General features: G+C 57.9%; 23 protein-coding genes. 11 read left to right on the top strand and 12 right to left on the bottom strand.

Annotation, left to right across the window (positions count from 1 at the left end; all coding sequences use genetic code 11):
* The first annotated feature begins 106 nt into the window (after positions 1-106).
* On the top strand, positions 107-2290 hold the full coding sequence (locus AC2FLD_RS18865; protein ID WP_496672383.1) for an esterase-like activity of phytase family protein: 2184 nt from the start codon (positions 107-109) through the stop codon (positions 2288-2290).
* Positions 2291-2370: 80 nt separating this feature from the next.
* Here AC2FLD_RS18865 and AC2FLD_RS18860 read toward each other — a convergent pair whose 3' ends face one another.
* The 7 genes from AC2FLD_RS18860 to AC2FLD_RS18830 all read right to left on the bottom strand — a co-directional run bounded on the left by AC2FLD_RS18860 (position 2371) and on the right by AC2FLD_RS18830 (position 9727).
* Positions 2371-3297 carry a DMT family transporter gene (locus AC2FLD_RS18860; protein WP_496672380.1) on the bottom strand — a complete coding sequence of 309 codons (927 nt, stop codon included), beginning with the start codon at positions 3295-3297 and terminating at the stop codon, positions 2371-2373.
* 176 nt (positions 3298-3473) lie between these two features.
* A complete protein-coding gene (locus tag AC2FLD_RS18855) occupies positions 3474-3941 on the bottom strand; it encodes an Hsp20 family protein (RefSeq protein ID WP_496672377.1) in 468 nt (155 codons plus the stop codon).
* 123 nt (positions 3942-4064) lie between these two features.
* Entirely contained in the window at positions 4065-4880 is an 816-nt protein-coding gene (locus AC2FLD_RS18850; RefSeq protein ID WP_496672374.1) for a trypsin-like serine peptidase, read from the bottom strand.
* A complete protein-coding gene (locus AC2FLD_RS18845) occupies positions 4877-5668 on the bottom strand; it encodes a trypsin-like serine peptidase (protein ID WP_496672371.1) in 792 nt (263 codons plus the stop codon). Before AC2FLD_RS18845 ends, AC2FLD_RS18850 begins: the two co-directional genes overlap by 4 nt.
* A gap of 119 nt (positions 5669-5787) precedes the next feature.
* Complete coding sequence (glcF, locus tag AC2FLD_RS18840; RefSeq protein WP_496672369.1) at positions 5788-7101, bottom strand: glycolate oxidase subunit GlcF; 1314 nt, start codon at positions 7099-7101, stop codon at positions 5788-5790.
* A 4-nt stretch (positions 7102-7105) separates the two neighbouring features.
* Positions 7106-8224 (bottom strand): FAD-binding protein, encoded by a 1119-nt coding sequence (locus tag AC2FLD_RS18835; RefSeq protein ID WP_496672367.1) that lies wholly within the window; start codon positions 8222-8224, stop codon positions 7106-7108.
* Between the two features lie 63 nt (positions 8225-8287).
* Complete coding sequence (locus tag AC2FLD_RS18830; protein WP_496672364.1) at positions 8288-9727, bottom strand: FAD-linked oxidase C-terminal domain-containing protein; 1440 nt, start codon at positions 9725-9727, stop codon at positions 8288-8290.
* Between the two features lie 81 nt (positions 9728-9808).
* Here AC2FLD_RS18830 and AC2FLD_RS18825 point away from each other — a divergent pair, with 81 nt between their 5' ends.
* Together AC2FLD_RS18825 and AC2FLD_RS18820 are read left to right on the top strand one after the other, a co-directional pair.
* On the top strand, positions 9809-10519 hold the full coding sequence (locus AC2FLD_RS18825) for a DUF599 domain-containing protein (protein WP_496672362.1): 711 nt from the start codon (positions 9809-9811) through the stop codon (positions 10517-10519).
* Positions 10520-10554: 35 nt separating this feature from the next.
* Positions 10555-10902 (top strand): hypothetical protein, encoded by a 348-nt coding sequence (locus tag AC2FLD_RS18820; RefSeq protein WP_496672359.1) that lies wholly within the window; start codon positions 10555-10557, stop codon positions 10900-10902.
* A gap of 3 nt (positions 10903-10905) precedes the next feature.
* On the opposite strand, the gene AC2FLD_RS18815 is transcribed toward AC2FLD_RS18820, so the two are convergent.
* The 3 genes from AC2FLD_RS18815 to rsfS are packed head-to-tail and all read right to left on the bottom strand — an operon-like array spanning position 10906 to position 12270.
* Positions 10906-11391: a flavodoxin family protein gene (locus tag AC2FLD_RS18815; protein ID WP_496672357.1), complete on the bottom strand. Its 486-nt coding sequence runs from the start codon at positions 11389-11391 to the stop codon at positions 10906-10908.
* Between the two features lies 1 nt (position 11392).
* Entirely contained in the window at positions 11393-11863 is a 471-nt protein-coding gene (gene rlmH / locus AC2FLD_RS18810; RefSeq protein WP_496672354.1) for a 23S rRNA (pseudouridine(1915)-N(3))-methyltransferase RlmH, read from the bottom strand.
* Positions 11864-11907: 44 nt separating this feature from the next.
* Positions 11908-12270, bottom strand: coding sequence for a ribosome silencing factor (rsfS, locus tag AC2FLD_RS18805; RefSeq protein WP_050605604.1), 363 nt, complete (start codon positions 12268-12270; stop codon positions 11908-11910).
* Positions 12271-12499: 229 nt separating this feature from the next.
* Between rsfS and AC2FLD_RS18800 the strand changes: the two genes are divergently transcribed.
* From AC2FLD_RS18800 to AC2FLD_RS18775, 6 genes are all read left to right on the top strand, one after another.
* A complete protein-coding gene (locus tag AC2FLD_RS18800; protein ID WP_157054256.1) occupies positions 12500-12607 on the top strand; it encodes an isopropylmalate isomerase in 108 nt (35 codons plus the stop codon).
* Between the two features lie 43 nt (positions 12608-12650).
* Positions 12651-14054 (top strand): 3-isopropylmalate dehydratase large subunit, encoded by a 1404-nt coding sequence (leuC, locus tag AC2FLD_RS18795; RefSeq protein WP_496672351.1) that lies wholly within the window; start codon positions 12651-12653, stop codon positions 14052-14054.
* 37 nt (positions 14055-14091) lie between these two features.
* Positions 14092-14637: an HdeD family acid-resistance protein gene (locus tag AC2FLD_RS18790; RefSeq protein WP_050605606.1), complete on the top strand. Its 546-nt coding sequence runs from the start codon at positions 14092-14094 to the stop codon at positions 14635-14637.
* A 42-nt stretch (positions 14638-14679) separates the two neighbouring features.
* Positions 14680-15285: a 3-isopropylmalate dehydratase small subunit gene (gene leuD / locus AC2FLD_RS18785; protein ID WP_496672348.1), complete on the top strand. Its 606-nt coding sequence runs from the start codon at positions 14680-14682 to the stop codon at positions 15283-15285.
* A 333-nt stretch (positions 15286-15618) separates the two neighbouring features.
* Complete coding sequence (locus tag AC2FLD_RS18780) at positions 15619-16449, top strand: hypothetical protein (RefSeq protein WP_050605608.1); 831 nt, start codon at positions 15619-15621, stop codon at positions 16447-16449.
* A complete protein-coding gene (locus AC2FLD_RS18775) occupies positions 16446-17474 on the top strand; it encodes an endonuclease/exonuclease/phosphatase family protein (protein ID WP_496672346.1) in 1029 nt (342 codons plus the stop codon). Before AC2FLD_RS18780 ends, AC2FLD_RS18775 begins: the two co-directional genes overlap by 4 nt.
* Here the strand turns inward: AC2FLD_RS18775 and AC2FLD_RS18770 are convergent.
* Positions 17466-18374: a Rossmann-fold NAD(P)-binding domain-containing protein gene (locus tag AC2FLD_RS18770; protein ID WP_496672343.1), complete on the bottom strand. Its 909-nt coding sequence runs from the start codon at positions 18372-18374 to the stop codon at positions 17466-17468. The two genes, AC2FLD_RS18775 and AC2FLD_RS18770, sit on opposite strands and share 9 nt — an antisense overlap.
* Positions 18375-18458: 84 nt before the next feature.
* On the opposite strand from AC2FLD_RS18770, the gene AC2FLD_RS18765 reads away from it, so the two are divergent.
* Positions 18459-19352 carry a LysR family transcriptional regulator gene (locus AC2FLD_RS18765; RefSeq protein WP_496672341.1) on the top strand — a complete coding sequence of 298 codons (894 nt, stop codon included), beginning with the start codon at positions 18459-18461 and terminating at the stop codon, positions 19350-19352.
* Positions 19353-19355: 3 nt separating this feature from the next.
* Here the strand turns inward: AC2FLD_RS18765 and AC2FLD_RS18760 are convergent, their stop codons facing one another.
* A complete protein-coding gene (locus AC2FLD_RS18760) occupies positions 19356-19883 on the bottom strand; it encodes a redoxin domain-containing protein (protein ID WP_496672338.1) in 528 nt (175 codons plus the stop codon).
* 91 nt (positions 19884-19974) lie between these two features.
* On the opposite strand from AC2FLD_RS18760, the gene leuB reads away from it, so the two are divergent.
* Positions 19975-21078, top strand: coding sequence for a 3-isopropylmalate dehydrogenase (leuB, locus tag AC2FLD_RS18755; protein ID WP_496672335.1), 1104 nt, complete (start codon positions 19975-19977; stop codon positions 21076-21078).
* The last annotated feature ends 31 nt before the right edge of the window (positions 21079-21109 follow it).

The following is a 21109-nucleotide window of genomic DNA, read 5'->3' as shown; positions in this document are numbered from 1 at the left end:
GCGTCGGGGCCGTTTGGTTTGTCACAAAACTGCAAACAAACCGTCACATCCCTGCAATGACCGGCGTTCATCCCCCTCTCATCCAATTGAGAGGGGATATCCAACGATGTCTTTGCGTTTTGCCTGCCTGACATCTGCCCTTGCCCTGACCACCGGTCAGGCCGTGGCAGAGATGAACTTCAACCGAATTGCGTCTTTTCCAGTCGTCAAGAACATGGCCGAGGGGGCCGACACCGAACGTGAAACCTCGCCCGAGATCATCGCGGCAACTGCGGATGGGATGACGCTGGTCTACACCGACAGCCCACTGGGCGTGATCGGCATGGTCGACATCACCGACCCCGCAAACCCGGCCCCGCTGGGTGCAATAGAAGTGGGTGGCGAGCCAACCTCGGTTGGAATCGTCGGTGCGACAGCTTTTGTGGGCGTCAACACGTCGGAAAGCTATACCGCTCCGTCCGGCAAGTTGATCTCGGTCGATATCGCGGGCAAAGCGGAAACCGGTGCCTGTGATCTGGGCGGTCAGCCCGACAGCGTCGCCATCGCCCCCGACGGCAGCTTTGTCGCCGTGGCGATCGAAAACGAGCGCGACGAAGACCTGAACGACGGCATCATCCCGCAGCTACCTGCCGGGTCCCTGGCGTTGGTACCGCTGAAAGACGGCGCGCTGGAGTGCGCGGGCATGAAGATGGCCCCGCTGACCGGTTTGGCCGAGGTTGCGCCGACGGACCCCGAGCCCGAGTTTGTTGACATCAACGCCCTTGGCGAGACCGTCATCACCTTGCAGGAAAATAACCACATCGCGGTGGTCGACAAAGACGGCAACGTGGTCAGCCATTTCCCGGCAGGTGCAGTTGATCTTGAAGGTATCGACGCCACCGACGAGCGCGGCGCGCTGATCTTTACCGAAAGCCAGCCGGGCCGCCTGCGCGAGCCTGATGCCGTGAAGTGGATCGACGACAATCATTTCGCCACCGCCAACGAAGGCGACTATGAGGGTGGTTCGCGCGGTTGGACGATCTTCCACAAGGACGGCACCGTTGTGTACGAAAATGGCACCGAGTTCGAGAAAGCCATAATCCAGATCGGCCACTACCCCGACAAACGCTCGGACAGCAAAGGGGTTGAGCCCGAAAGCGTGACCGCAGCGACCTTTAGCGGCACGCCCATGATCTTTGTCGGGGCCGAACGCGCCTCGGTCGTTGGTGTCTATGATGCCACCGACCCGGCCAACCCAGTACTAAAGCAACTGTTGCCTTCGGGCGTTGGCCCGGAAGGCTATGTTGCGATCCCAGAGCGTAACCTGCTGGTGTCGGCCAACGAAAAAGACCTGATCGAAGATGGCGGCCCGCGTGCGCATGTTTCGATTTTTGAATACCAGGAGGCCCCAGCCAACTATCCGCATCTGACGTCCGCAGGCGCGGATGAGCTGATCGGATGGGGGGCTCTGTCCGGCTTGGTCGCGGATGAAGACGGCATGATCTATGCGGTCAATGACAGCTTCTACGGTTTCCAGCCCTCGATCTTCAAGATCGATCCTGGTCAGACCCCGGCTCGCATCGTGGACGTGATCCGCATTCACCGTCAGGACGGCAACCCGGCGCAGAAGTTGGATCTGGAAGGCATCACACTGGACGGTGAGGGTGGTTTCTATGTTGCTTCCGAAGGTCGTACCGACCGGGTGATCCCGCACGCGATCTACCACGTCTCGGCCGAAGGCAAGATCAAGGATCGTAAGGGCGAGATCGGCCTGCCGCCGGAACTGATGGCCGTCGAGAAGCGCTTTGGCTTTGAGGGCATCACCAGGGTTGGCGACACCCTGTGGATGGCAGTTCAGCGCGAATGGAAGGACGATCCGGACAACCACGTGAAACTCGTTGCCTACAATCTGGACACCAGGGAATGGGGTGCCGTGCACTATCCAAAAGCTGATCCGGAAAAAGGCTGGGTTGGTCTGTCGGAAATCGTGGCATTTGGTGACCATGTCTACGTCATCGAACGCGACAATCAGCACGACCACCGCGCCGTGACCAAAAAGATCTACCGCATTCCGCTGTCCGATATGACCCCGGCCCCACTTGGCGGCGAATTGCCTGTGGTCAGCAAACAAGAGGTTCGCGACCTGCTGCCCGACCTGACCTCAACCGGTGGCTACGTTCTGGACAAGATCGAAGGTCTGGCCATTCTGCCCTCGGGCGAGGCGTTTGTGATGACCGACAATGACGGCGTCGATGATGCCTCGGGCGAGACGATGTTCTGGTCGATCGGGTCAGTCACGGCTGGGAACTGATTGTCAATCCCAGCGCATTATTGGCCCCGCGGGAAAACTTCGCGGGGTCTTTTCTTTTGCAGCTTCGAATAGGCGCACGCTTACTTCTTTGGTTCTTCTGAGATTACAGTGGTCACGGTGCGCGTCGTCCGACTTCTGGTGGTCGCGATAGCCCCCAAAACCAAAGCGCAGGCCACGGCCTGGGATGTTGTAATAACCTCTCCAAACGCAAAGAACCCGACGGCAAACATCGTGGGCAATTCAATGCTTCCTACGACTGCGGTTTGAGATGCACCGATCAGCGGCGAACAGATCGTGTAAATCAGCTGCGGCACCAGCGCAGTGATCAACCCAATTCCGATGATCAACATCCAATCGGACTGCCCTTTCGGGAGCAAACTGGAAACGTCCGCACTCAACATCAAAGGCAAAAGCCCAAGTACCGATCCCAAAGAAACCGAGGCAATGCGTGCAAGTGGCGCGATGCGGGACAGCCTGTGCACCAAAACAGATATGCCGAAACCGAAACCAAGTGGGGCTGCCAGCGAAATCAGAAGCGTCGGAATGTGCTCGAGCGGAACAGATGCGGGCGAGCCAGCTATGATTGCGGCCACCACGATAAGGCCCGAGGCGAACAATGCACGCCGAGTGGGTGTATCCGAGAACAAAACCCAGGCCATAACCAACGTGAAAACCGGATATGTCATGTATAGGACGCCGACCGTCGAGGCGGGCAATGTTTCCAACGCGGTCACGTAGCCTGTCCACCCAAGCCCCATCACCACGCCCACCGCAAGACCCCAACAAATCTCGCGCCACGCTTTGCGGTGAATGACAAGAACAGGCAGCAGCAAGACTGCCGATACGACGTAGCGATAGAATGCAACGGCATAGGGTGCGACGCCTTGCTCGGTCAGTCCCCTGCTAAAATAGGGAACCAGCCCAAAGCAAATTGATGCAAATAGAACACCAAAGACCGCAAGTGCATAAGGAATAGCCGGTTTGGTCTGTGTCGACGTCGCTGCCATGCACAAGTGCTAGCACGGGTCCCGAAGAAATGAAGCAGAGATTCAGCAAGCGGAGACTATGGGTTCCTATCGCCGACAGGCACAATCCAAAAAACAACGCCCCGCGTCTGGAGGAACGCGGGACGTGTGTTGCGACAGTCTGGGAGGAGGAGACTGTCGCAGGATTCTCAGGCGTGTTAATTTACAGCCTTGGCGTCCACCACATCCTTCTCGATGGCTTTGGACGACGAAATCTCGATCCGGCGCGGTTTCAGGGCCTCGGGAACTTCGCGCTTCAAGTCGATATTCAGCATACCGTTCTCATGGCTTGCGCCAGTGACGCGGACGTGGTCTGCCAGCGCAAAACGACGCTCGAACGCGCGGGTGGCAATGCCACGATGCAGAAAGCTGCGGTCCTTGTCGTCGGTGGCTTTTTTGCCGGCCACGACAAGCGAGTTTTCCTTCACTTCGACGGACAGGTCATCTTCCGAAAAACCGGCGACAGCGACCGAGATGCGGTAGGTGTCGGCGTCGGTTTTTTCGATGTTGTATGGGGGATAGCTGGGCTGAGCCACATCGTTGGTCAGAACGCGATCCATCATGTCAGCGATCTGGTCAAAACCGATAGTTGCGCGGTGCAGCGGTGCAAAGTCAAATGTACGCATGTGTCGTATCCTCATCCTTGAGCGATTTACGATAAGTGCCCTCCGACTGGACGGGCGATTACAGGTACCGGACCCCGTTGTGGCGATCCGATACACATCACATGGGTAGCGATTTGATCGAGTTCAACCCCCGCCAGAGCTGATGAATTTCGCCCCTGATCCAGACTTGCCGGAACCGACTTGCAACCGTCGGATCGACGCCTTGGGTTGTGGTGCGTCACGCCGCATGATGGCCTTGAGCTCGGTGACGATCCCGTCAAGCTCCATGCCAAAGCCGACTTTCCGGCTGCCATCTGTACCAACCGCCGAAACAACGGACAGGATCTGCCAGCGCGATCCGTTCTTCGCCAGAACGGCGGACCCGGACGACCCGAAAGTAACATCGCAATCAAACAGGATCAGCCCCAGTTGACGATCGACAATTCGGCACGAGCGTTCCCGCGTGATCGCCTCGGACCGCCCACGACCATAAGAGGCGATGCTGACCTCACTTCCCAGAACACGCCCGCTGTGCAGCGCAAAGGGGTCTGCGATGGAATAGGGAATAGGCTCACCAAGGCGCAACAGGGCAACGTCTATCCGAACACTATCGTGCGAAAGCGGCGGATTAGAGCCGTAGTTGGGGTGAATTGCAATCTGTGAAACTTGACGCTCGGCCAGGGCATTACCGTTGCTGAGCCCGGCGCGAAAAGTAACGTCTTCGGGGGCAAATGCGGTTCCGGTGCGCTGATCCACGGCGCAATGCGCCGCTGTCAGAACCATGTCTTGCGAAATCAACGTACCGGTACAAAACGACCCGTCTCCCATATCCAGCCGCCCGATCGCTTCCCAGCCATAAAGGTCATCCCGGTCCGTCAGCTTGCGCTTGTTGGCTTGCGCATGGGACATGGTGGCCAGAACGCTTAAACCCAAAATAAGACTGAGGAAGGCTCTGATCACGGCCGAATGAACCTCGCGCCGACGTTTTTCCCAGACCCTGAGCTGGGCGATGACAATCCGAATCCACGCCCCGCAGACAGTTCATCACGCAGCAATTGCAAAGAGTGCTCAACGGCAGTGCCAATTGCTACATTCTCGCCGTCCAGACTGGCCTTGGCCGCCACAACAGACACGATCTGAGGGCGCGGGCCCTCAAAGGAAAAAACCGGCGCCCCGGACGAGCCGAAATCAACGTCACACGACATGACCATGACACCTCTTTGTCGGTTCATCACGGAACAGACCTGTTGCAGCGATGGTGCCTCGGACCGGTCATGCGCATAAGACACCACGCCAACTTCTGCGCCCCTGCGGGGTTGATCCCCTGACTCGAATGGAATGACGGCGGTGTTTCTGATGGGTTGCCACAGCTCGATCAGGGCCACATCCGCGCTCACCCTGTCGGTTGTTGAGGCAGAGCTGAATTGATAGTCGGGATGGATCACGGCTTGCCGCGCTGTCCGATAGGCCAGGGCACGCCCCAAACGCCAACCTGCCAGAAACTCGATATCTTCCGGATTGATCAGTTGCCCTGAAACTTTGTCGAACAGGCAATGTGCCGCTGTGAGCACCAATGTTGGCGACACAAGCGTTCCGGTGCAAAACCCTTTGCCCGCTATATCCAGCCGACCCACGGCCATCCATTCGCGACCAGAATCCGAAGTGTCCAGACTTTTCAGCCCGGTATCCTGCGCTGTGGCCGCCATCGGCAAGACACAGAGCACAATCGCCTTGATCCAGTTACGCACGCGGTTCTCCAGGATTCACTCTGGCCTATTTGTCCTACGGGTTGCGTTGGGCGAAAATAGGGCAATCAGCGGCTGCGAGAAATTCCAAGGCAAGTGATGCGCGTGGGCACCAACGCGACTTACTTCAAGATCGGTACAGCGTCCCTTGATTGTTGCATCGACGGCGGCTTTGGCCCACCAGTCGCCCAGTCCAGCAATTCAACTGTATGCAAAACCGGGATCTGCGTGCCCGACCCGATCTGCATCATGCATCCAATGTTTCCTGCAGCAATGAGGTCCGGCTTCTTTGCCTCCAGCGTTTTGACCTTGCGCTGCTTCAGCTGGCCAGAAATCTCGGGCTGCATCAGGTTGTACGTGCCTGCACTGCCGCAGCACAGATGGCTGTCGGCAGGCTCGACAACTTTGAACCCGGCCCGTTTCAGCAAGTCCTTGGGATAGGTCTTGATCTTCTGCCCGTGTTGCAGGGAACAGGCCGCATGATAGGCAACCGTAAGGTTTTGGTCGCGACCATCAGGCAAGTCCAGCTGCATGACCAACTCACTGATATCCATGGCAATACCCGAGACACGCTCAGCATCTTTGGCCAGAGGATCGTTCCGGAACATATGTCCATAGTCTTTGACTGTCGTACCACAGCCCGACGTATTGATGACGATGGCATCCAGACCATCGCCGTCCATTTCGCGCGTCCACGCCTTGATATTGGCTGCGGCGGCCGCGTGGCTTTCACGACTTTTACCCATATGGTGCGTCAAAGCTCCGCAACACCCAGCGCCTTCGGCCACCACAACTTCGCATCCAAGACGGGTCAGCAATCGGATCGTGGCGTCATTGATGTCTGTGTTCAGGGCTTTCTGCGCACAGCCCGTCATCAGTGCCACGCGCTTTTTCCGATCTCCCTTGGCCGAAAAACTCTGCGGGTCATCGTTGCGGCTGACCGGCGGGATGTGCTTTGGGGCCATATCCAACATCGCCCGCAACCGGGCATCAGGCATCAGAAACCGAAACGGACGGCCCAGCTTGGCGCCGATCAGGGCCCAGCGAAACCGCATCGGATAGGGCAGGATCTGCGCCAGAGCCCAACGCAGTACACGGTCCGCCAAGGGGCGTTTGTAGTTCGACTCGACGTACTCGCGCGCGTGATCGACCAGGTGCATGTAATGCACACCCGATGGACAGGTGGTCATGCAGGCCAGACAGGACAGGCAGCGATCGATATGCTTGACCGTCTTTTCATCCGGTACGCGTTCGTTTTCCAGCATGTCCTTGATCAGGTAGATACGGCCGCGCGGGCTATCCAACTCATCCCCCAACACCTGATAGGTCGGGCATGTCGCAGTACAGAACCCGCAATGCACACAACTGCGCAGAATCTCGTTCGAGCGCTGGATTGCCGGGTCCTGCAGCTGTTTTTCTGTGAATGTTGTTTGCATCGCCCTACCCCATCAGTCCCGGATTGAATACGGATCGAGGGTCAAACCTCGCCCTTATCCCTCGTGTTAGAGCCAAAAGAGCGGCGTTTTCCGGCTGGAATCGCCCCAGCGCTTGCATTTCTTCCGGGGCCGCCCGCACCAGCGTTGAATGCCCCTGAACATCACTGAGAGCGGCTCGCAAATCCTCGCCTTCGGGCGCCAAAGTCCAGATCAGACCGCCACCCCAATCGACCACCCTGTTCGGATTATTGTCACTGGCCACACGGACCATGTCCGTCGGCTTGACCGAGGTTTTCCATACATTGTCCGGCTTGTCGGCAAAAGGCTCGATGTCGCGCACTTCACGCCAAATCGCAGCATTTTCAACCGGATCGGTGACAACCTGATCCGGCTTCAATTCTGCGAAAAGTTCCAGCAACTTGCCGACGCGATACTCGACAGATTGCTCAAACCCTTCGATCCGCAGAACCGTCCGAGAAGGCTTGCCGCCACACTCGGGCAACCGCGCCGCGCCATTGACTTCGAACGGCGAGCATAATGCGTCACAAAACAGCTTGGACGTCGCGGTCCACCCGCGATGTTCCCAAACAAGCGTCGCTACGGCCTCTGGTTTGGGCAGCACTTTCAATGAAACCTCGGTCAATACTCCCAACGTGCCCCAGGACCCAGCCATCAATTTCACCAGATCATAACCGGTGACGTTCTTCATCACCCGCCCACCGTTCTTGACCACCTGACCGCGCCCATCGACAAAGCGCACGCCCAACAGAAAGTCCCGGCACGCTCCGGCCTGAATCCTGCGCGGCCCTGAAACATTTGCAGCGACTACACCGCCGATGGTCGGATCACCCGAAGTTCCCAGCAACGCGCGATGATCCATAGGCTCAAACGCCAGTTGTTGCCCTTCCGCATCCAGCGCGGCCTCGATCTCAGCAAGCGGGGTACCTGCCTTGGCCACAAGTGTCAGGGCTCCGGGCTCATAAAGGGTGATACCGCTCAGCCCCGACACGTTCAGTTCAGTGTCCGGCCCGGTCACACCGCGTGTTCCGCCCCCAGCTATCCGCACCGGCTCTTTCAACCCGGCCACCAGTTCCGCCAACTCGGCTTCCGTCTCAGGTCTCATTTGCTTCATCTTTTCAAAAATACTCCGGGGAAATCGCGCCTGCGGGATTGGGGCACAGCCCCTTTATTCCGCCGCAATGCGCCGCGCCTCGGATACGTCCAGAGGGAAGACCTTTGCGGGGTTCAACAGCCACTGGGGATCAAATACATCCTTGACCGCCATCTGCGCCTCAAGATCGGCTGGCGCATATTGATGTGACATCAGATCCCGCTTCTCGATGCCGACACCATGTTCGCCCGTCAGACATCCGCCCACATCCACGCACAGCTTCAGGATCTCGGCCCCAAACGCCTCGCATTTCTCCAAATCGCCGGGTTTGTTGGCATCAAACAATATCAAGGGATGCATGTTGCCGTCGCCCGCGTGAAACACATTTCCCACCGGCAGTCTAAATTCTTCACTCATCTCGCCGATGCGCCGCAAGACTTCGGGCAAAGAGGACACCGGAATCGTCCCATCCAGACACATATAGTCGTTCATCTGCCCCATTGCGCCAAAAGCCGATTTCCGGCCCAGCCAGATTTTTGCGCTTTCTTCGGCAGACTGGCTTTCGCGCAGCTCAACGGGATTGTGACGCTTGGCGATCTCGACAATCTTCGAAAGCTGATGATCAATCTCGGCCTCTGATCCTTCAACTTCGACGATCAGCAGAGCATGGCAATCGGGGTATCCGGCCTTCGCGAAATTCTCACAGGCTTTGATGCACAAGGTATCCATGAACTCGATCGCAACCGGTAAAATGCCAGATTTGATAATATCAGAGACACATTGGCCCGCGACCTCATTGTCATCGAAGCCCATCAGAACCGGCCGCGCCCCTTCGGGTTTGCGCAGAATACGCAGCGTGGCCTCGGTCACGACACCCAACTGCCCTTCTGACCCGCAAATGACGCCCAGCAGGTCCAGACCGGGGGCATCCAGATGCGCACCGCCGATTTCGACAACACTGCCGTCCATCATCACCATGGTCACACCCAGCAGGTTGTTCGTGGTCACTCCGTATTTCAGACAATGCGCACCACCCGAATTCATCGCGATATTCCCGGCAATGGCGCAAGCCAATTGCGAGGACGGATCGGGCGCATAAAAGAAGTCCTCTTCCTCGACGGCGCCCGAAACGCTCAGATTGGTCCGTCCGGTCTGCACCTTGATGAAGCGGTTGTCATAATCGACCTCCAGCACCTCATTCATCCGCGCCACGCCCAGAATGACGCAATCCGCAGTGGGCAGGGCCCCGCCCGCCAGCGAGGTGCCCGCGCCACGTGGGACAACCGGCACCCCCTCTTCATGGCAGATGCGCAGAACATCCGAGACTTCTTTTGTATTGAACGGCAACACGGCCAGCATCGGCGGGCACTTATACGCTGTCAGCGCATCACACTCATAGGCTCGGGTCTCAACCGGGTCCTCGATGATGGCACTCTCGTGCAGGACACGCGACAGGCGCGCAATAATCTCCGATTTTCGGCTCAGAACCTGCGGGCTTGGCTTTGGCATTTCCATGGCGGCGCCTCCTTTTGGTAAAATAATATTACCAATTTCAAAATCTGGCAAGTTCTTCCGTTCGGTCTTAGTGTCACGCTTATGACCTGGATCGAACGTGCCGCATTGTTTTCCCCTCTGGACTACACCGCCCTCGCCGTACTGCTGGGCGCGTGGCTGTGGATCGGGTGGAAGATCGAACATCCGTCGCCGCAGAAGCGTTCTGTCTCTCAGATGATGGACAACTACCGCCGCGATTGGATGCGCGAGATGGTGACGCGCCAACCGCGCATGTTCGATGCGCAGGTTGTGGCCGCAATGCGCCAGGGCAGTACGTTCTTCGCGTCCACCACAATGATTGCGATCGGCGGTGGGCTGGCCCTGTTGGGCAATACCGAGCGACTGGCAGGGGTGGCCAGTGACCTCGCCATCGGAAGCGCGCCTGCCATGGTGTGGGAGATCAAGATACTAGTCGTCGTTCTCTTGTTGGCCAACGCATTCTTGAAATATGTCTGGGCGCATCGCCTGTTTGGGTATTGTGCCGTGTTGATGGCATCGGTCCCAAACGACCCTGAAGACCCGCAAGCGTACCCACGCGCCGCTCAATCGGCCGAGATTTGTGTTACAGCAGCGCGCAGCTTTAACCGCGGTCTCCGCGCCACTTATTTTGCGCTGGCTTCGTTGGCATGGTTCCTTGGGCCAATCGCGCTGATGTTGGGCACCGTGACCACGTTCGGGGTCTTGTATCGGCGCGAGTTTGCCTCGCAGTCCCGAACAATCCTGATGTCTCAAAATCTTAACACAGAGACGTGATCCCGATGTACCGCGATACCCCGTACATTCGCGCTATGAGATATGTGATTCTCAGCGCCTTCCTGGCCAGCCCTGCCCTTGCCGACCCGCCTGCTATCGAGAAAGTTGCGGCCATTCGAAGTGGCGATACATGGCGCTTCGATGTCACGATTCGGCACCCGGACATCGGATGGGATGATTACGCCGATGGCTGGCGAGTTTTGGACATGAATGGAAACGAGTTGGGGATGCGTGTCCTGCATCACCCACATGTGGATGAGCAGCCGTTCACCCGCTCGCTGAGCGGTGTGGAGATACCCGAAGGCACAGCGCAAGTGCAGATTCAGGCGCGTGACAATGTCGGTGGCTGGGGCGAAGAAACAACAGTGGTCGACCTGAACTGAACGTCAGAACACCCCAAGGCTCAAGCCCGCCGCCATCGCGGCTCCAATCTCGCGGCATTTCTCAAGCTGATCTTCGGGAATAGATTTTTCGGCCAGAATCGCCTCGGGCGTTTGTGCATGGGTGCAGAGGATCAGCGGTGGTTGCACCTCTTTCAACCGCCAGCCGGTTGCAATGCGGGCGGTTTGGCGCGCGGCGTTTGCGCCATCTGATCCCGCGCAGACCAGTTGCGCATATGGACGACCTTCGATTTTCCCCAGAACCGGATAGTAACTGCGGTCGAAAAACTCCTTCATCAGACCCGAAATCGCGGCCAGATTCTCGGGCGCGCAGAAAAGATAGCCGTCGGCTTCTAGCAGATCATCAGGCCCGGCCTGATCAGCGGTTTTTAGAACAACGTCTGCCTCGTTTCGTCCGGCCTCCGCCGATGCTTCGGCCATTTGCCGGGCTCCGCCGGTGCGCGAATGGTAAACGATCAGAAGCTGCGCCATGTCAGACCCGGTGATAAGGGCCGCCCGACAGGATGGTCGCGGCCCGATAAAGTTGCTCGGCCAACATCACACGGACAAGCATATGGGGCCAGACCATCGACCCGAATGAAATGGAAAAATCGGCCTCAGCCCTTAGATTAGGGTCTATTCCGTCCGCTCCGCCGATGATCATCGCCAGATCTTGCCGCCCAGCATCGCGCCATCCACCCAGCTTTTTGGCAAAATCGGGTGAGGACATGACCCGCCCCCGCTCATCCAAGGTGCAGATCACAGCACCTTTGGGCACCGCCTTGCGCAGCAGGGTAGCCTCTGCCCCCATGCCAGCGTTTTTCTTGTCTTCGACTTCGACTACACGCGCGGGACCAAGGCCCAACGCACGGCCGGTCCGGTCAAATCGGGTCATGTAGTCGTCAAGCAGGGACCTCTCCGGTCCGGCACGCAATCGCCCGACCGCAACTATGCTGATACGCATATCTCTCTCGCCTCCGGCCCCTTAATACAGGCCGGGATGGCGCCTCAGTTCGCCGAGGCGCTACCGCCCTGAGGCAGCCACATCTTTTCCAGCTGGTAGAATTCACGCACTTCGGGGCGGAAGATATGGACGATCACGTCGCCCGTATCGATCAGCACCCAGTCGCCGGCGTCCTTGCCTTCGACCTTCGAGGTGAAACCGAATTCCTGCTTGATGCGATCCGTCAGCTTTTCCGCCATGGCCGAGACCTGACGGGTCGACCGACCCGAGGCAATAACCATGTGATCCGCAACAGAAGACTTACCCTGCAGATTGATCTGCACGACGTCTTCGGCCTTGTCATCGGAAAGTGAGGAAAGGATACGCTCAAGCAGCTTGTCGCTGATTGACTGAGAGTGGGCCATCATTTTGGCCCCGTCATCGGCGGGTAAACCCGCCTGTGTATGTAGAGACAGGACATAGTCCTCCTTTGTTGCGCGCCGTGAAACCCCGGCGCCGGGGTACTAATAAGGTAACAAGCACCCCACGACATTTCAATGAAGGCCCCCCGGCCCCTCGCAGGAATGTGCCTTGGCGGCATCTGCAGGGGTACGCAAGACCTTGATAGACTCGGCCAGTATCTATATCTGACCGCTTATGAGACCTCATACGGCCCCGAATATCGACCTGCAAGACCGCACGCGCCTGCGCGAACGGTTCTTTGGGGCCGCCCGCACGGTTCTGGCCCGCCTAGCCGCGGCCTAAGCCAACTCGCCAGCCAATTCTCATAACATACGGGAGTGGACCAATGTCCCCCAAAACACTCTATGACAAGATCTGGGATGCCCATGTCGCGCACGAAGCCGATGATGGAACTTGCCTGCTGTATATCGACCGCCATCTGGTACACGAAGTCACCAGCCCGCAGGCGTTCGAAGGCCTGCGCATGGCGGGCCGCAAGGTGCGCGCTCCGGAAAAGACCATCGCCGTGCCGGACCACAACGTTCCGACCACACCTGACCGCGTGAACGGGATTGAGAACCCGGAATCGCGTATTCAGGTCGAAGCGTTGGACAAGAACGCCAAGGATTTCGGCATTCACTATTATCCGGTGAATGACGTGCGGCAGGGAATCGTACACATTGTCGGCCCCGAGCAAGGCTGGACCCTGCCCGGCATGACCGTGGTCTGCGGCGACAGCCACACGGCGACTCACGGCGCGTTTGGCGCGTTGGCCCACGGTATCGGGACGTCTGAAGTGGAACATGTTCTGGCCACTCAGACCCTGATCCAGAAGAAATCCAAGAATATGAAGGTGGAAATCACCGGCAAGCTGCAGCCGGGTGTGACTGCCAAGGATATCACTCTGGCCGTGATCGGCGAGACCGGCACCGCCGGCGGCACCGGCTATGTCATCGAATATTGCGGCGAAGCGATCCGTGATCTGTCGATGGAAGGTCGGATGACCGTCTGCAACATGGCCATCGAAGGCGGCGCCCGCGCTGGCCTGATCGCACCGGATGAAACCACCTTTGAATATGTCAAAGGCCGCCCGCACGCCCCTAAAGGTGCCCAGTGGGAAGCTGCGATGGATTGGTGGAAGACCCTGTTCACCGATGAAGGAGCGCATTTCGACAAAGTCATCACCCTGCGCGGTGAAGACATCGCGCCAGTCGTGACCTGGGGCACCAGCCCCGAGGATGTTCTGCCGATCACAGCGACCATCCCCCACCCGGAAGATTTCGAAGGCGGCAAGGTCGACGCGGCCCGACGGTCCATCGAATACATGGGTCTGGAAGCCGGCCAGAAGCTGAGCGACGTGGAAATCGACACTGTATTCATTGGTTCCTGCACTAATGGCCGCATCGAAGACCTGCGCGCCGCCGCAGAGATTCTGCAAGGCAAGAAGATCAAGGATGGGATGCGCGCCATGGTCGTGCCGGGTTCCGGTCTGGTCCGAGCACAGGCTGAGGAAGAAGGTCTGGCGGAAATCTTCAAAGAGGCAGGCTTTGAATGGCGTCTGGCCGGTTGTTCAATGTGTCTGGCGATGAACCCTGACCAGTTGCAGCCGGGCGAGCGCTGTGCCGCGACCTCGAACCGCAACTTCGAAGGCCGTCAAGGCCGCGGCGGACGGACCCATTTGCTGAGCCCGGCGATGGCTGCCGCAGCGGCAATCACAGGACGGCTGACAGACGTCCGTGAATTGATGTAAGGTGCCCTCATATCTAGATATTTGAGGGATTGAAGAAATGAGTGACTGGATCAAATGGCTTTTGCTGGGACTTCTGTCCATAGCGTTCGGCATCTTTGCCCTGGGCAATGCCATTGCGGCTTCGATTGCCGTGACAGTGGTGACCGGCGCGTTGTTGCTGGTTGCAGGGGCGATGCAAGTGGTCGGCGGATTTACCGTCGAAGGCACGGGCAACAAGATTCTGTCACTCATCATGGGTGCGGTCATGCTGTTTCTGGGTTGGTCCTTTCTGGATCACCCTCTGCAGGGCACACTGACCTTGGCGACCGTGATGCTGATCCTGTTTATGGCAGGCGGCATCGCACGGGTCATCCTGTCGTTCCAGATGAAAGGAACGCAGTTTTTCTGGCCTACGATGATCTCGGGCATCTTGTCGATCATCCTCGCAGGCATCATCTGGTCTTATGCAAGCAGCGAACCTACAGCTCTGCTGAGTTTGCTGGGAATCCTGCTGGGAATCGAGATGTTGTTCAACGGGTTCGGATTGGTCTTCATGGCGCTCTTCGTCAAGAACGCACCCAAAGGCGAAACGAAAGAAGCTTAAACGCGGGATACGGGCGCGGCCCTCTCTCGCAGGAGTGTAAACATGGAAAAGTTTGACAAAGTCCACGGGGTGGCCGCCCCAATGCCGCTGATCAATATCGACACCGATATGATCATCCCAAAAGTGCACCTGAAAACCATCAAGCGATCCGGTCTTGGCGTCGTGCTGTTTGATGAGATGCGCTATCACGATGACGGGCGGGAGAACGAAGAGTTCATCCTGAACAAGCCTGCTTATCGTGAGGCCGAGATTCTGGTTGCTGGCGACAATTTCGGCTGTGGCTCATCGCGCGAGCACGCGCCTTGGGCAATCAAGGATTTCGGTATCAAGGTGGTGATCTCGACCAGCTTTGCCGACATCTTCTTCAACAACTGCTTCAAGAACGGAATCCTGCCCATCGTGGTCGAGGAAGAACATCATGCAGTTCTGATGGAAGACGCACATAAAGGCGAAAACGCCCGTATAACCGTGCATCTGGAAGATCAGCAGATCACCACCTCGGACGGCGTTGTCATCGAGTTCGACGTCGATCCGCACCGCAAGCACTGCTTGCTGAACGGTTTGGACGATATCGGCCTGACGATGGAAAAAGATCATCACATCGACAATTTCGAAGATCACGCCAGTCAGGCCCGTCCCTGGGTGTGATTCTGGGGGCGAATCTGTGGACACTCAACCTAACGGGGTCGCTGCGGCGACCTCGCTCTCGTTCTTGGGGTTGATTTTTGCAAAACCACAACATGTAGGTCTCACATTGAGATACACGTCGGATTTGCGTCCGAATTGATGCAATCTCGCACCAGTTGCGCCATCATTTTGCCCGAAATCACGTGTTTTCTGCCCCCTGTCTTGAGCGAAATGCCGCTTGTCGTCCATGTTGGCGCTAAAGAGGCATCCGTCACAAAGACGCGAGGAGACGGGCACAAGTTGGATTCAAGTCGGCAAAGATCGACTGGTTCGGTTTGAAAAAGGGTTCGGATTGTGATTGCACGCACAACAGGGGCGGCGATACGCGGAGTACTTGTAGCACTGATGGTGCTGACTCCCGCGTTGTACCTGCCTGTATCATCGACGAACGGGACCGAGATTCTGGTCTTTCTCGCGATCCTCGCGTTCCTTCTGACGTTTGCGGAATACAATTCCGCCTTTCCCAGCTTTATCGAATTTCGCGACGCACCACCGGTGAATCGCCTTCGGTTTGTTGGTCTGATGTCGATGGTCACGTTCCTGACTTTGATCTGTAAAAATGGCTACACGCCGACCGATCTGACCTCATTTGCATATGGTGTCGGTCTGGCCGTCGCAAATGTGGCAGATTTCCCCTATTCTCCGGTTCGTTTGGTTGTGTTGATGTTGCCTGCGGATGCCGGTCACACACTGATCGAACTGGTGCGGATTACGGCCAGTGTGGCCTATGTAGCTGCTCTGGTAACAGTTGCCAGCTTTGCTTATGCGGTTAAGGTCCGCGGATGGCCCACCGGGAACGGGGCCTTCAATGTCTGGACGAATCTGCCACTCTTTGATCCCACCAAAGGCGGAGACGTTGTGACACGCCTGCAACGGGATGGCCGTCTTAACATCTGCATCGGTATTCTGCTGCCCTTCCTTATTCCGGCCGTTATCAAACTCGTCAGCAGCATGGTTGCTCCGATCTCACTCAGCAACCCGCAGACGCTTATCTGGACCATGTGCGCATGGGCCTTTCTGCCAGCCAGCATGATCATGCGTGGCGTGGCGACTCTGCGTATTGCGGGGCTGATTGTGGAAAAACGCCGCGCCTATTCAACAAGCGAGACGACGCAGACTGCATGATCCGCGCATTGGTTCTGCTTCTGCTGCCCTTGGCAGCACAGGCAGACATCTTACGAATCGCCACCTACAATACCGAGCTCAGCCGAAAAGGCCCTGCGTTGTTGTTGCGCGACATTGAGCGCGATGACAGTCAGGTTCTGGCCGTCATCGACGTTATCGCGGCAACCCATCCTGACGTTATCGCCCTACAGGGTATCGATTGGGACATGGAGGGCGCGGCTCTCAACGATCTGGCCAACAAACTGCGCGCCGCAGGTTTGGATTATGGCTATCATTTCTCTGCGCAACCCAATGCGGGTCTCGAAACATCGCTGGATTTGGACGGAGATGGCCGAACTCAAGGCCCCGGCGACGCGCAGGGTTGGGGCCAGTTCACGGGCCAAGGCGGGCTGGCGGTTCTGTCCCGCTATGAAATCGTCAGCGAAGACGTTCAGAATTTTTCCGATCTGCTTTGGCAGGATCTTCCGGGGGCTGTTCTGCCCCGGGTAGATGGGCAACCCTTTCCGTCCAAGGATGCGCAATCAGTTCAGCGTTTGTCCTCGACCGCGCATTGGGTGGTGCCGGTCGAAACCCCATGGGGGCGGATCAACCTGATGACCTTTCACGCCGCCCCGCCAGTTTTCGACGGGCCCGAGGACCGCAATGGTCTGCGCAACAGCGATGAGATCCGGTTCTGGTCCGTCCTTCTGAACGGTGATCTGGGGTCAGCGCCCGCAGGGCCTTTCGCTATCGCCGGGGACGCCAATCTCGACCCTTCGCGCGGTGAGGGGCACAAGCAGGCCATCCACGCTCTGCTCTCACATCCCAATGTGCAGGATCCGCGCCCGACAGACCCGTCAGGTTCCTCCGCAACCGTCGAATGGAAAGCTACAGGAGAGATGCGCGTTGATTATGTCTTGCCGTCCAGGGATCTGCGCGTTCTTGGCTCCGGGGTTGTGTGGCCCGACGAAAGCAGTGCGCTGTTTGACAGCGCCCAGCGCGCCAGCAGACACCGTCTGGTCTGGGTTGATATCACGTTACCCTAAAGCATCGCCCGCATTTGCGATCGCAGACAGAGATGCAACAGTTTCAGTTGGGATCGCAGTGCGCATGGCATCATCCAAATCGGTCTGAACCACCGGATCAAGCAGGTCTGCCAAATGGGCACCATCCAATTGATGCGGCATCTGCCACAGGTATCGCATCTCGATCAGATGCGGGGCCATGGACCAGAACGGGCGGGCCAATTGCAACGGCCACCATTGCATCGGCATCACGGCAATAGGCCGCCCGATAACGCGCGACAGCGATTGTGCGATCTGCGTTCCGGTCAGGGTGTACCCTTCAAACGGAACATCACAAAACCGGGGCAACTCTCTGCGCATCTCGGCCAGCGCGACGGCGGCGCGGGCCAGATCGGGCAAGTAGGCCCAGGCATGCAGTACCTCGGGGTTGCCGGGATAGGTCAACTGGTTGCGCGCCAGGCGTTTGATAATGACCTGATCGAACCAGTTGCCTGACGCCTTTGTATCAATGAAATCCCCTGCACGCAGGATGATGGTGCGAACACTTGAGGCACGATACGCCTCTTCCATCTCAATTCGGATACGCCCAAGCGGATTGGTGGCCAGATGCGGCGTTTCACCTGACCACGGGCTTGGAGTGTCGTTTCCGAACACATAGACATTGCCCGGAAGCAGCACGGTTGCCCGCGTGCGTGTCGCGGCATCAATCACGAGTCGCGTCAAGCTTGGTACATCTTTGGCCCAGTTTGGATAGGCCGGATTCCACCCGTTCACGATGACGTTCACCCCACGTGCCGCCTGCGCAAGTGTGTCAGAGCCACGGCTGAACACCCGCACCTCCCATCCTGCGGCCTGAAAAGCCAGCCTGGCATTGCGCCCGAAACGGCCCGATGCACCCAGTATCAATGCTGATTGTGTCATGGCGACCTCCTGTTCAGAGGCAATCTACCCATTCATTTTACATAATGAATTGCCGCTGGGCGCAGAATATGTATTCATTTATGAATGGACAAAGCACTGACACATGCGGACTGGTCCCTGATCCAAAGCTTTCTGGCTGTAGCCGAAACAGGTTCACTGTCTGCAGCGGCCCGACACCTGGATCGCAGCCAGCCCACATTGGGACGACAGGTCCAAAGCCTTGAAGACGCGTTGGGCGTATCCCTGTTCGATCGACATGCGCGCGGGCTGAAACTCAGCGCGGCGGGCGCGCAGCTTTTGCCCATGGCGCAACAAATGCACAGCGCCATGACCGCGTTCAGCCTGGCCGCTGCCGGGCAATCCCAGCAATTGGAAGGCTCTGTCCGGATCACTGCATCCGTCTTTGCGTCGCATCACCTGCTGCCCGCAATCCTTGCGGACATCCGCAGAAAAGAACCGTCCATTCAGCTTGAGCTGGTCGCCACCGACACAACCGAGAACCTTCTGTACCGCGAGGCGGACATTGCCGTGCGCATGTATCGCCCGGCCCAGATGGACATCATTTCCCGCCATCTGGGAGAGGTGCCCCTGTGTTTTTGTGCGGCCAAATCCTATCTGGACCGAAAAGGACGCCCCAAAACCCCCGAGGAACTCTTCGCACATGACCTGGTTGGCTTTGATGCCAACCAAGACATCATCAAAGCCATGCGCGAAAAGGGATGGCCCGCCAGCCGTGACAGTTTCACCACCCGCTGCGATTTGCAAAGCGCCTATTGGGAACTGATCCGAGCTGGTTGCGGCATCGGGTTCAGCCAGATACAGGTGGCCGCGACTGATCCGGTGGTTGAGATTCTGCCACTTGATGTGGACATTCCGGTTCTACCGGTCTGGTTGGCCGCTCCACAGGCCATGCGCCAGACCCCGCGCATTCGCAGGGTCTGGGATCTTCTGGTTGAGGGTCTCAAAGCCAGTCTTTGAAACTCAAAGCGGCCCTGTATAGGTCCCGCGCGCAGGGTAGTTGTTGCCCAGCGTGAACTTCAGGCCACCGGCAATATCCGACATGGACGGGCGTCCAAACGGCGTGGTCTGCTGCCACGCGTAATAAAGCGTTTGGTCGGGCGCGATATAGAAATGACCGGGCTCTGCGAAAAGATCGGGTTCTGCACTGCCTTCGCGCTTGGTCGAGATATTCAGCCCCCAATCCTCACGCGCTTCTGCCAACGGCAGGCTGTGACCCACACGAAGTCGGGTCGCCCCGGCTTTCTCAGCGGTTTCGGCGGCACGTTCGGCGGTATCTGTCGTGATCATGATGACCTCGACACCCAACGCCGCAAAATCATCCAGCGCCGCTTCGACCTCGGTCATCTGTTTGATGCAGATCGGACAATGCAGCCCGCGATATTGAAACACCAGCGTCCCGTTTTTGCCCTTGTCCGCCTCAAGATCGAAGCTGCCATGCGCCACGGTTTCGATTTTCAACGCAGGAACCGGATTTCCAGGTGTCAGCATGTATTTTCCTCGTGTTTTGACGGGTTCGTCTCATTGACCCGATGCAACGCAGACGCTAGGCCCTGTGCAACAAAACGCAAGGAGACCCTTCATGTCCAACCCCTCGCTCCTCATCCTGCCCGGAGACGGAATTGGCCCGGAAGTTATGGCCGAAGTGCGCAGAATCATCGATTGGTTCGGCGCTAATCGCGGTCTTCAATTTGACGTGAGCGAGGATCTGGTCGGCGGTGCGGCCTATGACGCCCACGGCAAGCCCCTGTCCGATGAGACGATGGCCAAAGCGCAAGAGGTTGACGCGGTGCTGCTGGGTGCTGTTGGCGGTCCGAAATACGACGATCTGGATTTCAGCCTGAAGCCCGAGCGCGGCCTGCTGCGCCTGCGCAAGGAAATGGACCTGTATTCAAACCTGCGCCCGGCCCAGTGCTTTGACGCGCTGGCCGATTTCTCGTCGCTGAAGAAAGACATTGTCGCCGGTCTGGATATCATGATCGTGCGCGAGCTGACCTCGGGCGTCTATTTCGGCGAGCCGCGCGGCATCTTTGAAGAAGGCAACGAACGCGTCGGCATCAACACCCAGCGTTACACCGAATCCGAAATCGAACGCGCCGCGCGCTCGGCCTTTGAACTGGCGATGCGCCGGAACAAAAAACTGTGCTCGATGGAAAAAGCCAACGTTATGGAATCGGGCATCCTTTGGCGCGAGGTGGTTAACCGCGTTGCTGCCGATTACCCCGAAGTCGAGCTGAGCCATATGTACGCCGATAACGGTGCCATGCAGCTGGTGCGGGCACCTAAGCAATTCGACGTCATCCTGACCGACAACCTGTTCGGCGACATCCTATCCGACTGCGCCGCGATGCTGACCGGCTCGCTGGGGATGCTGCCGTCGGCTTCGCTGGGTGCACCGATGGCCAATGGCCGACCCAAGGCGATGTACGAACCGGTCCACGGTTCCGCGCCTGATATCACGGGTCAGGGCAAAGCCAACCCGATCGCCTGTATCCTCAGCTTTGCCATGGCGCTGCGCTACAGCTTTGATCAAGGCGAAGAGGCAAACCGCCTGGAAGCCGCGATCGAGAAAGTTCTGGCTGATGGTGTCCGCACCGCCGACCTGCTGGCGGATGAAGGCGTTACACCGGTTTCGACCACCGAAATGGGTGATGCAATCCTGGCGGCTTTGGATTCCAGCGTCTAAGTTAAGCAAGAAACGAATGACAAAAGGCGGT

The sequence above is a fragment of the Ruegeria sp. CDSA021 genome, from assembly GCF_059612325.1.
The sequence above is the reverse complement of the archived record's forward strand: the minus strand, read 5'-3'. Positions and strand labels throughout refer to the sequence as shown.